Consider the following 13,414-nt stretch of genomic DNA (forward strand, 5'->3'; position numbering starts at 1 on the left):
CGCAAGCTGCTGGACCAGGGCCAGGCAGGCGACAACGCCGGTCTGCTGCTGCGCGGCCTGAAGCGTGACGACGTCGAGCGTGGCCAGGTGCTGGCCAAGCCGGGCACGATCACCCCGCACACCGACTTCGAAGCCGAAGTGTACGTGCTGTCGAAGGACGAGGGTGGCCGTCATACCCCGTTCTTCAAGGGCTACCGCCCGCAGTTCTACTTCCGCACGACCGACGTGACTGGCGCCTGCCAGCTGCCGGAAGGCGTGGAAATGGTGATGCCGGGCGACAACGTGAAGATGGTGGTCAGCCTGATCCACCCGATCGCGATGGACGAAGGCCTGCGTTTCGCCATTCGCGAAGGCGGCCGCACCGTCGGCGCCGGCGTGGTGGCCAAGGTCATCAAGTAAGTAGTACACTGGGAAGTCGCCCGCCGTGCGGGCTGTGAAGAGTAAAGGGTGAAAGGGAAGGGCCTGGGTCCGAACCGCTTCCCCCTTTACAGCGCCAAAGGCGCGACCTCACAGCGAGCAAAGCGAGCGACTTTTCCCTTATTTCATACGCCAGTAGCTCAATTGGCAGAGCAGCGGTCTCCAAAACCGCAGGTTGGGGGTTCGAGTCCCTCCTGGCGTGCCATCTTCCCGAGGATCCACGACGGGTGGTGGATGGCATGCAGACCGTAATCCGGTCGATGTCTCTATCATCCGATCACGTCGCATGAATACGAAGGCAGAATCGACCAAGGGCGCCTCTGGCGCCGATATCGCCAAGCTGGTGCTGGCCGTCATCGTGCTGGCAGCCGGCATTTTTGCGTATTCGTGGTTCGGCAGTGACGGTTCCATCCCGCAGTCGGTGCGACTGCTGGGCGTGGTCGTCGCGCTGGTCCTGTCGCTGGCCATCGGTGCGTTTACCGCCCCGGGCCGACGCGTGCGCGCCTTCCTTGGCGAATCGCAATTTGAAATGCGCAAGGTGGTCTGGCCCACCCGCGACGAGACGCTCAAGACCACCGGCATCATCATGGTGGTTGTGGTCGTCCTCTCGCTGCTGTTGGGCCTGATTGACCTGATCCTGAAGTCGGTCGTGCTCGACTGGCTGCTCAAGCTCGGTACGTGAGGTGATGGCATGAGTCAGCGTTGGTATGTGGTGCACGCCTATTCGGGCTTCGAAAACCAGGTGAAGCGGTCGCTCGATGAGCGGATCCGTCGCGCCGGCATGGAAGAAAAGTTCGGCGAAGTGTTGGTGCCGACCGAAGAAGTGATTGAAATGCGTGGCGGCCAGAAGCGCCGCAGCGAGCGTAAGTTCTTCCCGGGCTACGTTCTCGTGCAGATCGAGACGGACACCGAGGGCAAGGCGCCGCGCATCGACGACGAATGCTGGCACTTGGTCAAGGAAACGCCCAAGGTGATGGGTTTCATCGGCGGTACTGCCGATCGCCCGCTGCCGATCCGCGACTCCGAGGCCGATGCGATCCTCAGCCGCGTTCGCGAAGGCGTCGAGAAGCCCAAGCCCAAGGTGCTGTTCGAGCCGGGCGAGATGGTTCGCGTCACCGAAGGTCCGTTCAACGACTTCAACGGCGTGGTCGAGGAAGTCAATTACGAAAAGAGCCGCCTGCGCGTCGCGGTGCTCATTTTCGGTCGCTCGACCCCGGTCGAGCTGGAGTTTGGTCAGGTCGAAAAGGCCTAGGCCTTTTCGACAATAGGCACGGGCTCTGCTCTACGCCTCACCGGCTTGCGAGGGGATTGGATGCCCGACTTGCCAGTTAAACCCGCCGATGCCCTCAGCGGCACGGGGCTTGCTTAAAAACTGATCAATCTATATATTATGCGGTTCACGCTGGGATTTTAGCCCCGGCGTGTCCGTGTTTCTGGGGTTCGCGGGATGGCGGGCCTTCCTCTTTCAGGGAACGACAGCACTGCGAGGAGCCGCAAGGCGCTTGAACTCGCGAGGAAAATCCAATGGCAAAGAAAGTAACTGGCTATATCAAGCTGCAGGTCAAGGCCGGTCAGGCCAACCCGTCGCCGCCGGTGGGCCCCGCCCTCGGTCAGCGCGGCCTGAACATCATGGAATTCTGCAAGGCGTTCAATGCCGCCACGCAGAAGATGGAGCCGGGTATGCCCATCCCGGTCATCATCACGGCCTATTCCGACCGTAGCTTCACCTTCATCACCAAGACCCCGCCGGCCACGATCCTGATCAAGAAGGTCACGGGCGTCGCCAAGGGTTCGCCCAAGCCGAACACCGACAAGGTCGGCAAGATCACCCGCAAGCAGCTCGAAGACGTTGCGAAGCAGAAAGAGCCGGATCTCACGGCTGCTGATCTGGACGCCGCGGTGCGCACCATTGCCGGTAGCGCCCGCAGCATGGGCCTTGTGGTGGAGGGTTAAGACATGGCAAAGCTCACGAAGCGTATGAAGGCGGCTCAGGCCGCAGTGCAGCCGGGCAAGGTTTACGGCCTGGATGAAGCCCTCAAGATCGTCAAGGACAACGCCAAGGCGAAGTTCGCCGAGTCCGTGGACGTTTCCGTCCGCCTCGGCATCGACGCCAAGAAGTCCGACCAGGGCGTGCGCGGCTCCTCGCTGCTGCCGCACGGCACCGGCAAGACCATCAAGGTCGCCGTGTTCGTGCCGGCCGGTGAGAAGGCCGAGGCCGCCAAGGCCGCCGGTGCCGACGCCGTCGGCATGGACGACCTGGCCGAGCGCATGCAGGCTGGCGATCTCGACTTCGGTCGCGTGATCGCCACGCCGGACGCCATGCGCGTGGTCGGTAAGCTCGGTCAGCTGCTGGGCCCCCGTGGCCTGATGCCGAACCCGAAGGACGGCTCGGTCACCGCCGACGTCGCCACGGCCGTGAAGAACGCCAAGGCCGGCCAGGTGAAGTTCCGTAACGACAAGGCGGGCATCATCCACGCCACCATCGGCAAGGCCAGCTTCGACGCTGCCCAGCTGGCGGACAACCTGAACGCCCTGGTCAACGACCTGCTGAAGGCCAAGCCGTCGACCGCCAAGGGTCAGTACCTGCAGAAGATCGCGCTGTCGTCCACCATGGGCGTTGGCGTGCCGGTCGAAGTGTCGACCCTGACGGTGTCGACCAAGTAAGAGTTCAAGTCCCGTGCCGGTCTCAGTGCCGGCATGGGCAAGTTTTTGAAGGTAGCCATGGCTTCACGCCGTGGCCGCCGTCAAAGACCGCAGGCGCGATCAGCGCGCGACGACGACGAGCAGGGAGCTCGTGTTGGCAAGGAACCGCCGTCGTTGCAAGCGGGTTCGCTTAATCGGGTTCGTTAGCGAATCTGGCCTGCGTAGATGGTGATGCCCCTTCTGGAATGTTTTCTGGAAAGGCCACCACCCGGGATCTCGCGATCCCCGACGTCACGGACGGCGTCGCTCAGGACCGCACGCGGCAGGAGCCGTAAGCGGAGTTCCATTTTAGGAGGAGTGATATGGCTCTGAATCTCTCTCAGAAGCAAGAAGTAGTCGCCGAACTGGCAGAAGTTGCCGCGAAGGCTCACTCCTTGGTCGCAGCCGAGTATGCAGGCACCACGGTCGAACAGATGACCGCGATGCGCAAGAAGGCTCGTGAATCCGGCGTTTTCTTGAAGGTTGTCAAGAACACGCTCGCTTCGCGCGCCGTCGTCGGTACCGAGTTCGAGGTCGTCAAAGACGCCCTGACCGGTCCGCTGCTGTACGCATTCTCGACCGAGGAGCCCGGCGCAGCCGGTCGCCTGATCAAGGAATTCGCCAAGGGCAACGACAAGCTGAAGGCACGCCTCGTCGCCGTGGAAGGCAAGCTGCACCCCGCCTCCCATGTCGAAGTGCTGGCCTCGCTGCCGACCCGCGAGCAGGCCCTGGCCATGTTGGCACGTGTGTTGGCCGAGCCGGCCACCATGTTTGCCCGCGTCGTCAAGGCTTTGGCCGATCAGCAGGGTGGTGGCGAAGTCGCCGCCGAAGCCCCGGCCGAAGCCGAGCCCGCCTAAGTTCGTTGACTGTTCCATTCGAATCAATTTCCAGAGGTAAATGAAAATGTCCCTGACCAACGAACAGATCGTTGAAGCCGTCGCCGCCAAGTCGCTGATGGAAGTGATGGACCTGGTGAAGGCCATCGAAGAGAAGTTTGGCGTCACCGCCGCCGCCCCGGTCATGATGGCCGCCGGCCCGGCCGCTGCCGGCCCGGTTGCTGAAGAGCAGACCGAGTTCGACGTGATCCTCAAGAGCGCCGGCGACAAGAAGGTCGACGTGATCAAGGCCGTCCGCGCCATCACGGGCCTGGGCCTGAAGGAAGCGAAGGACCTGACCGAAGCCGGTGGCGTCGTGAAGGAAGCCGCTTCGAAGGAAGACGCTGCGAAGTTCAAGAAGGACCTCGAAGCTGCCGGCGCCACGGTCGAACTGAAGTAATTGGCGCTCTTGCGCGCCGTCAGTTTGATCTAGCGTCAAGCAAGCCTGGGGGCGTAAGCCCCCGGGCTTTGCCTGTTGTAGGCAGGGAATGGGGAATAGGGAATTAGGAAGCAGCCCTTGAAGGTGGGTAGCTTTCGATTCTCTATTCCCGATTCTCTATTCCCGACTCCCGATTCATCGAATACACAACCGAGGCGGTACCCACCATGACCTACTCGTTTACCGAGAAGAAGCGCATCCGCAAGGATTTCGGCAAGCGTCCCCCTGTACTGGGCGTGCCGAACCTGCTGACCATCCAGACCGATTCGTATCGCGAGTTCCTGCAGGAGCACGTCGCTCCCAAGCAGCGCGATGAGAAGGGTCTCCACGCCGCGCTGAAGTCAGTGTTCCCGATTGTTAGCTACTCGGGCAACGCCGCGCTTGAGTATGTCGACTATCGTCTGGGCGAGCCCGCCTTTGACGAACGCGAGTGCCGCAACCGCGGCATGACCTTCGGCGCGCCGCTGCGCGTCACCGTGCGCCTGGTCATCTATGACAAGGACAGCCCGGCGTCGAAGAAGGCCGTCAAGTACGTGAAGGAGCAGGAAGTCTACATGGGCGAAATTCCGCTCATGACCGACACCGGCACCTTCATCATCAACGGCACCGAGCGCGTCATCGTTTCGCAGCTGCATCGTTCGCCGGGCGTGTTCTTCGATCACGACCGCGGCAAGACGCACAGCTCGGGCAAGCTGCTGTTCTCGGCCCGCGTGATTCCTTACCGCGGTTCGTGGCTCGACTTCGAGTTCGACCCGAAGGATGCGCTGTTCACCCGTATCGACCGTCGCCGCAAGTTGCCGGTGACGGTGCTGCTGCGCGCGCTGGGCTACACCAACGAAGAGATGCTCGGCATCTTCTTCGAGCACAACGTGTTCCACCTGGGCAAGAAGGGCGGTACCACGCTGGAGCTCGTTGCCGAGCGTCTGCGCGGTGAAACGCTGACCTTCGACCTGACCATCGGCGACAAGGTGCTGGTGGAAGCCGGCAAGCGCATCACGGCGCGCCACGTGCGCCAGCTGGCCGCGGAAAACATCACCGCGCTGGAAGTGCCGGACGATTACCCGGTCGGCCGCATCCTGGCGATCGACATGGTCGACCCCAAGACCGGCGAACTGCTGGCCCAGGCCAACGACGAAATCACCGCCGAGCAGCTGGAAAACTTCCGCAAGGCCGGTATCGAAGTCGTGCCGACGCTGTACGTCAACGACCTTGACCGCGGCGCCTACATCTCGCACACGCTGCGCATCGACAACACCAAGACGCCGCTCGAGGCGCTGGTGGAAATCTATCGCATGATGCGTCCGGGCGAGCCGCCGACCAAGGATGCCGCGCAGAACCTGTTCTACAACCTGTTCTTCACCTTCGACCGCTACGACCTGTCGGCCGTGGGTCGCATGAAGTTCAACCGTCGCGTGGGCCGTCAGGAGATCGTCGGTCCGGGCGTGCTGTACGACAAGCGCTACTTCACCGACCGCAAGGAAGAGGAAGCCCAGAAGCTGGTCGCCGCACAGGGCGATCGCTCGGACATCCTCGACGTGCTGAAGGTGCTGATCGACATCAAGAACGGTCATGGCACCGTCGACGATATCGATCACCTGGGCAACCGTCGCGTGCGTTCGGTCGGCGAAATGGCCGAGAACACCTTCCGCATCGGCCTGGTGCGCGTTGAGCGCGCCGTGCGCGAGCGCCTGTCGCTGGCCGAGTCCGAGGGTCTGACCCCGCAGGAACTGATCAACGCCAAGCCGGTCGCGGCCGCGGTGAAGGAGTTCTTCGGCTCCTCGCAGCTCAGCCAGTTCATGGACCAGAACAACCCGCTGTCGGAAGTGACGCACAAGCGTCGCGTCTCGGCGCTGGGCCCAGGCGGCCTGACGCGCGAGCGCGCCGGCTTCGAAGTGCGCGACGTGCATCCGACCCATTACGGCCGCGTCTGCACCATCGAAACGCCGGAAGGCCCGAACATCGGCCTGATCAACTCGCTCGCCGTGTACGCGCGCACCAACCAGTACGGCTTCCTCGAGACGCCGTACCGCAAGGTCGTGGGCGGCAAGGTCACCGACCAGGTGGATTACCTGTCGGCGATCGAAGAGGGCGATCACGTGATCGCGCAGGCCAACTCGCCGTTGAAGGATGGCGCGTTCGTCGAAGACTTCGTGTCCTGCCGCTTCCGTGGCGAGTCCGAGCTGCGTCCGTCCGCTGAAGTCGACTACATGGACGTTTCGCCCATGCAGACGGTGTCGGTGGCAGCCGCACTCGTGCCCTTCCTGGAGCACGATGACGCGAACCGCGCACTGATGGGCGCGAACATGCAGCGTCAGGCCGTGCCGACCCTGCGTTCGCAGACCCCGCTGGTGGGTACCGGCATCGAGCGCGCCGTGGCGCGTGACTCGGGCGTCATCGTCACCGCCAAGCGCGGCGGCGTGATCGACCAGGTCGATGCGGCCCGCATCGTGGTGCGCGTGAACGAAACCGAAGTTGGCGACAACGACGCCGGCGTCGATATCTACACGCTGACCAAGTACACCCGCTCCAACCAGAACACCAACCTCAACCAGCGTCCGCTGGTGAACGTGGGTGACATCGTGGCAGTGGGCGACACGCTGGCCGACGGTTCGTCGACCGACCTGGGCGAGCTCGCGCTCGGCCAGAACATGCTGATCGCCTTCATGCCGTGGAACGGCTACAACTTCGAAGACTCGATCCTGCTCTCCGAGCGCGTCGTGCAGGAAGACCGCTACACCTCGATCCACATCGAGGAGCTGTCGTGCATCGCGCGTGACACCAAGCTGGGCGCCGAGGAAATCACCGCCGACATCCCGAACGTGGGTGAGCAGGCGCTGGCACGCCTCGACGAGTCCGGCATCGTGTACATCGGTGCGGAAGTGAAGGCCGGCGACATCATGGTCGGCAAGGTCACGCCCAAGGGCGAAAGCCAGCTGACCCCGGAAGAGAAGCTGCTGCGCGCGATCTTCGGCGAGAAGGCGTCCGACGTGAAGGACAGCTCGCTGCGCGTGCCGCCGGGCATGGACGGCACCGTCATCGACGTGCAGGTCTTCACCCGCGACGGCATCGAGAAGGACAAGCGCGCCAAGCAGATCGAGGAAATGGAAATCAAGCGTATCCGCAAGGATCTTGATGACCAGTTCCGCATCCTCGAAGGCGCGATCTACAACCGTATGCGCACCCAGCTCGTCGGCAAGTCCGCGATGAGCGGTCCGGCCGGTCTCAAGCGCGGCGCCGAAATCACCGACGCCTACCTCGACGGCCTGAAGAAGGACGACTGGTTCAAGGTCAACGTCAAGGAAGAGGACGTCACCGAGTTCCTCGAGCGCGCAGCCGATCAGATCAAGCGCCACAAGGAAGAGTTCGACAAGCGCTTCAAGGAAAAGCAGAGCAAGATCACCCAGGGCGACGACCTCGCACCGGGCGTGCTCAAGATGGTCAAGGTGTTCCTGGCCGTGAAGCGCCGCATCCAGCCGGGCGACAAGATGGCCGGTCGCCACGGTAACAAGGGTGTGGTGTCCAACGTGGTGCCGGTGGAGGACATGCCGTTCTCCGAAGACGGTACCTCGGTCGACATCGTGCTGAACCCGCTGGGCGTGCCGTCGCGTATGAACATCGGCCAGATTCTGGAAGTGCATCTGGGCTGGGCCGCCAAGGGCCTGGGCAAGAAGATCCAGAAGATGCTCGAAGCGCAGGCCAAGGTGGCGCAGATCCGCGAGTTCCTCGACCAGGTGTACAACCACCACGTCGCCGGCGCCGTGCAGCATGTCGACCTGAAGTCGTTGACCGACGAGGAAATCCTCGCCCTGGCCAACAACCTGCAGGAAGGCGTGCCGATGGCCACCCCGGTGTTCGACGGTGCCGAGGAAACCGAGATCAAGGCGATGCTCAAGCTCGCCGATCTGCCGGAATCGGGTCAGACCACCTTGTACGACGGCCGTACCGGCGAAGCGTTCGATCGCCCGGTCACCGTGGGCTACATGCACTACCTGAAGCTCAACCACCTGGTCGACGACAAGATGCACGCGCGTTCGACTGGTCCGTACTCGCTCGTCACGCAGCAGCCGCTGGGTGGTAAGGCGCAGTTCGGTGGCCAGCGCTTCGGCGAAATGGAAGTCTGGGCACTGGAAGCCTACGGCGCGGCCTACACCCTGCAGGAAATGCTGACGGTGAAGTCCGATGACGTGCAGGGCCGTAACCAGATGTACAAGAACATTGTCGACGGCAACCACGAGATGGCAGCGGGCATGCCGGAATCCTTCAACGTGTTGGTGAAGGAAATCCGCTCGCTCGGTATCGATATTGATCTGGAAGAAGTGAAGTGAGTTGAGGCGGGAACGAGGAACGAACGTTCGTTCCTCGTTCTCCCGATTCCTGATTCTCCATTACCTATTCCCGATCTTCGGAGACATCCATGAAAGACTTGCTCAATCTGTTCAACCAGCAGCGCACCGCGCCTGACTTCGATGCGATCAAGATCGCTCTGGCTTCGCCGGAGCTGATCCGCTCGTGGTCGTACGGCGAGGTGAAGAAGCCGGAAACGATCAACTACCGCACCTTCAAGCCCGAGCGTGACGGCCTGTTCTGCGCCGCCATCTTCGGTCCGGTGAAGGATTACGAGTGCCTGTGCGGCAAGTACAAGCGCATGAAGCACCGCGGCGTCGTGTGCGAAAAGTGCGGCACGGAAGTGACGCTGGCCAAGGTGCGCCGCGAACGCATGGGCCACATCGAACTGGCCTCGCCGACTGCGCACATCTGGTTCCTCAAGTCGCTGCCCTCGCGCATCGGCCTGATGCTGGACATGACCCTGCGCGACATCGAGCGCATCCTGTACTTCGAAGCCTTCGTGGTGATCGATCCAGGTTTGACTGCGCTCGAGCGCGGCCAGCTGCTCAGCGAAGACCAGTATCTGGAAGCCGTCGAAGAGCACGGTGACGAGTTCGACGCCCGCATGGGTGCCGAGGCCGTCTATGAGCTGCTCAAGTCGCTCGACCTGCCGGGCGAAGTGATTCGCCTCAAGGAAGAGATCGGCTCGACCAATTCCGAGACCAAGCTCAAGCGCCTCACCAAGCGCGTCAAGCTGATCGAAGCCTTCCTCGAATCCGGCAACAAGCCGGAGTGGATGGTGCTGACCGTGCTGCCGGTGCTGCCGCCGGATCTGCGTCCGCTGGTGCCGCTCGATGGCGGCCGCTTTGCCACGTCCGATCTGAACGACCTGTACCGCCGCGTCATCAACCGCAACAACCGCCTGCGTCGCCTGCTCGAACTCAATGCGCCCGACATCATCGTGCGCAACGAAAAGCGCATGCTGCAGGAATCGGTCGATGCGCTGCTCGACAACGGCCGTCGCGGTCGTGCCATCACCGGCACGAACAAGCGCGCGCTGAAGTCGCTGGCCGACATGATCAAGGGCAAGCAGGGCCGCTTCCGCCAGAACCTGCTCGGCAAGCGCGTGGACTACTCCGGTCGTTCGGTGATCGTGGTCGGTCCGACCCTGCGCCTGCACCAGTGCGGCCTGCCCAAGAAGATGGCGCTTGAGCTGTTCAAGCCCTTCATCTTCGCCAAGCTGCAGGCTCGCGGCGAAGCCACCACCATCAAGGCCGCCAAGAAGCTCGTCGAGCGCGAAGAAGGCCAGGTGTGGGACATCCTCGAAGAGGTGATCCGCGAGCATCCCGTGATGCTCAACCGTGCGCCTACGCTGCACCGTCTCGGCATCCAGGCGTTCGAGCCCAAGCTGATCGAAGGCAAGGCCATCCAGCTGCATCCGCTCGTGTGTACGGCGTTCAACGCCGACTTCGACGGTGACCAGATGGCTGTCCACGTGCCGCTCTCGATCGAGGCGCAGCTCGAAGCGCGCGCCCTGATGATGGCGACCAACAACATCCTGTCGCCCGCCAACGGCGAGCCGATCATCGTGCCGACCCAGGACGTCGTCCTTGGCCTGTACTACATGACCCGCGAGCTGGTAAACGCGAAGGGCAACGGCATGGTGTTCTCGGGCATCGGCGAAGTCCGCCGCGCCTACGACAACCGTGCGGTCGAGCTGCATGCCAAGGTCAAGGTCCGCATCAACCAGGTGCAGATCGACGAAGACGGCAACCGCACCGAGCAGACCTCGATCGTGGACACGACCGTGGGTCGCGCGCTGCTGCTCGAAATCATGCCCGAAGGCCTGCCGTTCGCGCTGGCCAACACCGAGCTGACCAAGAAGAACATCTCGCGCCTGATCAACCAGTGCTATCGCCGCCTGGGTCTGAAGGACACGGTGATCTTCGGCGACCAGCTGATGTACACCGGCTTCCGCTTCGCCACCCGTGCGGGCATCTCGATCGGCATCGATGACATGATCATCCCCGACGAGAAGAAGCCGATCCTGGAAGAGGCCGAGAAGGAAGTGGTCGAGATCCAGGAGCAGTACCAGTCCGGTCTCGTCACCGCCGGCGAGCGCTACAACAAGGTCGTCGACATCTGGTCGCGCACCAACGAACTGGTCGCCAAGGCCATGATCGACGGTATCGGTACCGAGAAGGTCACCGATGCCGAAGGCAAGACGGTCAACCAGAAGTCGATGAACTCGCTGTACATCATGGCGGACTCCGGCGCCCGTGGTTCGGTCGCTCAGATTCGTCAGCTGGCCGGTATGCGCGGCCTGATGGCTCGCCCGGACGGCTCGATCATCGAGACGCCCATCAAGGCGAACTTCCGCGAAGGCCTGAACGTGCTGCAGTACTTCAACTCCACCCACGGTGCCCGTAAGGGTCTGGCGGATACGGCGTTGAAGACGGCTAACTCCGGTTACCTGACCCGTCGTCTCGTCGACGTGGCGCAGGACGTGGTCATCACCTTCGACGACTGCGGCACCGACAATGGCGTGACCATGCAGCCGATCGTGGAAGGCGGCGACGTGGTCGAGCCGTTGCGCGACCGCGTGCTCGGTCGTGTGGCGCTGGAAGACGTCTACGGCCCGGGCGAAGACAACGAGCCGCTGGTCACCCGCGACACCCTGCTGGACGAAGCCCTGGTCGAGAAGCTCGACAAGGCCGGCGTGCAGTCGGTCAAGGTGCGCTCGCCCATCACCTGCGCCGCCGATCATGGCGTGTGCGCCCTGTGCTACGGCCGCGACCTGGCCCGTGGTCACCTGGTGAACATGGGTGAGGCCGTGGGTGTGGTGGCTGCGCAGTCGATCGGTGAGCCGGGTACCCAGCTGACCATGCGTACGTTCCATATCGGTGGTGCGGCTTCCCGTGCGGCTGCCGTGGACAACGTGACGGTGAAGACCACCGGCACGCTGAAGTTCAACAACTTGAAGACCGTGCACCACAACCAGGGTCACCTGGTGGCGGTGTCGCGTTCGGGCGAAGTGAGCGTCATCGACGCCAACGGCCGCGAGCGCGAGCGCTACAAGGTGCCTTACGGCGCCACCATCGCCGTCAAGGACGGCGACCCGGTCAAGGCTGGCCAGGCCGTGGCCAACTGGGATCCGCATACCCATCCGATCGTGTCGGAAGTGGCCGGTACGGTGCGCTTCATCGACTTCATCGATGGCATCACCGTGCAGAGCCAGACCGACGAACTGACCGGCCTGGAGTCGGCGGTGGTGACCGATCCGAAGCGCCGTGGTACGGCCGCCAAGGACCTGCGCCCGATCGTGCGTCTGGAAGATGCCAAGGGTCGCGAGCTGAAGCTGCCGGGCACCGACGTGCCGGCGCAGTACATGCTTCCGGCCGGCGCCATCGTGTCGATCCAGAACGGTGCGCAGGTGGGCGTGGGTGACGTGGTTGCCCGTATCCCGCAGGAAACCTCCAAGACCCGCGACATCACGGGTGGTCTGCCGCGCGTGGCCGACTTGTTCGAAGCACGCAAGCCCAAGGAGCCGGCGATCCTGGCCGAGCGCTCGGGCGTGATCAGCTTCGGCAAGGACACCAAGGGCAAGCAGCGCCTGATCATCAAGGACGTGGACGGCAACGAGCACGAGGAGCTGATTCCCAAGTGGCGTCAGGTCATCGTGTTCGAAGGCGAGCACGTGGAGAAGGGCGAAACCATCGTGGACGGCGAGCCCAGCCCGCACGACATCCTGCGCCTGCTGGGTGTCGAGCCGCTGGCCGCCTACCTGGTCAAGGAAATCCAGGACGTCTACCGTCTGCAGGGCGTGAAGATCAACGACAAGCACATCGAAGCGATCATTCGCCAGATGCTGCGCAAGGTTGAGATCACCGATCCGGGCGAGAGCCACTATCTGCGTGGTGAGCAGGTCGAGCGTGTTCGCATCAACGGCGAAAACGATCGTGCCATCGCCCGCGGTGAGCGTCCGGCGGAGTTCCAGTCGGTCCTGCTGGGTATCACCAAGGCCTCGCTGGCCACGGAATCCTTCATCTCGGCGGCTTCCTTCCAGGAAACCACCCGAGTCCTGACGGAAGCTGCGGTCCGCGGCACGCGCGATACCTTGCGTGGCTTGAAGGAAAATGTTATTGTCGGCCGTCTTATTCCGGCTGGTACGGGTCTGGCGTATCACGCAGCGCGTCATCGCCAGGGCGGTCTTACCGCCTCGGAGCTCGAAACACTCTCCGGCTCCGCTTCGTCGGCTTCCTTCGCAGAAGCCACCACCGGTAGCGACATTGGTGTGGAGTAAGCCCTTACCGGGCTTTACTCGCTGACATACGAAAAGAGGCGCAAGGAATGCGCCTCGTGTTCGGGCCAAGGCCGGCAGGGCGTCAGCTTGTCTGTGACAGGCTGCCCATGTTAAATTCCCGCTTCTTGGCAGACCGAGCCGGTTCGGTCTGCCTTTATGTTTCTCAGGAACAGCTTCAATGACGACAGTCAACCAGTTGGTTCGCAAATCCCGCAGCCCGAAGACCTACAAGAGTGCTTCGCCGGCTTTGCAGAACAGCCCGCAGCGTCGTGGCGTCTGCACGCGCGTCTATACCACCACCCCGAAGAAGCCGAACTCGGCGCTGCGTAAGGTCGCCAAGGTGCGCCTGACGAACGGCTACGAAGTCATCAG

At 62.9% G+C, this 13,414-nt stretch carries 9 protein-coding genes, 1 tRNA gene and 1 pseudogene; all 11 read left to right on the top strand.

Annotated features, from left to right (window positions below; translation table 11 throughout):
* On the top strand, positions 1–399 hold a 399-nt coding region (locus Y882_RS17750; RefSeq protein ID WP_046973293.1), incomplete at its 5' end, for an EF-Tu C-terminal domain-related protein.
* A 147-nt stretch (positions 400–546) separates the two neighbouring features.
* Positions 547–622: transfer RNA gene (locus Y882_RS17755), tRNA-Trp, on the top strand.
* A gap of 81 nt (positions 623–703) precedes the next feature.
* Positions 704–1,099 (top strand): preprotein translocase subunit SecE, encoded by a 396-nt coding sequence (gene secE, locus Y882_RS17760; RefSeq protein ID WP_046973294.1) that lies wholly within the window; start codon positions 704–706, stop codon positions 1,097–1,099.
* 9 nt (positions 1,100–1,108) lie between these two features.
* Entirely contained in the window at positions 1,109–1,669 is a 561-nt protein-coding gene (nusG, locus tag Y882_RS17765) for a transcription termination/antitermination protein NusG (protein WP_046973295.1), read from the top strand.
* A gap of 272 nt (positions 1,670–1,941) precedes the next feature.
* Positions 1,942–2,370, top strand: a complete 429-nt coding sequence (rplK, locus tag Y882_RS17770) for a 50S ribosomal protein L11 (protein WP_046973296.1) — start codon at positions 1,942–1,944, stop codon at positions 2,368–2,370.
* A gap of 3 nt (positions 2,371–2,373) precedes the next feature.
* The gene (gene rplA / locus Y882_RS17775) at positions 2,374–3,081 is read left to right on the top strand and encodes a 50S ribosomal protein L1 (protein ID WP_046973297.1); all 708 of its coding nucleotides are present in this window, start codon (positions 2,374–2,376) and stop codon (positions 3,079–3,081) included.
* A 341-nt stretch (positions 3,082–3,422) separates the two neighbouring features.
* On the top strand, positions 3,423–3,956 hold the full coding sequence (gene rplJ, locus Y882_RS17780; protein WP_046973298.1) for a 50S ribosomal protein L10: 534 nt from the start codon (positions 3,423–3,425) through the stop codon (positions 3,954–3,956).
* A gap of 46 nt (positions 3,957–4,002) precedes the next feature.
* Positions 4,003–4,374 carry a 50S ribosomal protein L7/L12 gene (gene rplL, locus Y882_RS17785; RefSeq protein WP_046973299.1) on the top strand — a complete coding sequence of 124 codons (372 nt, stop codon included), beginning with the start codon at positions 4,003–4,005 and terminating at the stop codon, positions 4,372–4,374.
* Positions 4,375–4,580: 206 nt separating this feature from the next.
* Positions 4,581–8,738, top strand: a complete 4,158-nt coding sequence (gene rpoB, locus Y882_RS17790) for a DNA-directed RNA polymerase subunit beta (protein WP_046973300.1) — start codon at positions 4,581–4,583, stop codon at positions 8,736–8,738.
* A gap of 89 nt (positions 8,739–8,827) precedes the next feature.
* Positions 8,828–13,042: a DNA-directed RNA polymerase subunit beta' gene (gene rpoC, locus Y882_RS17795; RefSeq protein WP_046973301.1), complete on the top strand. Its 4,215-nt coding sequence runs from the start codon at positions 8,828–8,830 to the stop codon at positions 13,040–13,042.
* A 178-nt stretch (positions 13,043–13,220) separates the two neighbouring features.
* Positions 13,221–13,414 (top strand): annotated as a pseudogene (gene rpsL / locus Y882_RS17800) (30S ribosomal protein S12); the annotation flags it as partial.

The sequence above is a fragment of the Dyella japonica DSM 16301 genome, assembly GCF_001010355.1.
Classification (GTDB): Bacteria; Pseudomonadota; Gammaproteobacteria; order Xanthomonadales; family Rhodanobacteraceae; genus Dyella; species Dyella japonica.

What these genes read in the sequence shown, in the direction of transcription:
- rpoC (WP_046973301.1), top strand. Translation starts at nt 8,828, where the DNA reads ATGAAAGACTTGCTCAATCTGTTCAACCAGCAGCGCACCGCGCCTGAC.
- rplA (WP_046973297.1), top strand. Translation starts at nt 2,374, where the DNA reads ATGGCAAAGCTCACGAAGCGTATGAAGGCGGCTCAGGCCGCAGTGCAG.
- rplL (WP_046973299.1), top strand. Translation starts at nt 4,003, where the DNA reads ATGTCCCTGACCAACGAACAGATCGTTGAAGCCGTCGCCGCCAAGTCG.
- secE (WP_046973294.1), top strand. Translation starts at nt 704, where the DNA reads ATGAATACGAAGGCAGAATCGACCAAGGGCGCCTCTGGCGCCGATATC.
- rplK (WP_046973296.1), top strand. Translation starts at nt 1,942, where the DNA reads ATGGCAAAGAAAGTAACTGGCTATATCAAGCTGCAGGTCAAGGCCGGT.
- nusG (WP_046973295.1), top strand. Translation starts at nt 1,109, where the DNA reads ATGAGTCAGCGTTGGTATGTGGTGCACGCCTATTCGGGCTTCGAAAAC.
- rplJ (WP_046973298.1), top strand. Translation starts at nt 3,423, where the DNA reads ATGGCTCTGAATCTCTCTCAGAAGCAAGAAGTAGTCGCCGAACTGGCA.
- rpoB (WP_046973300.1), top strand. Translation starts at nt 4,581, where the DNA reads ATGACCTACTCGTTTACCGAGAAGAAGCGCATCCGCAAGGATTTCGGC.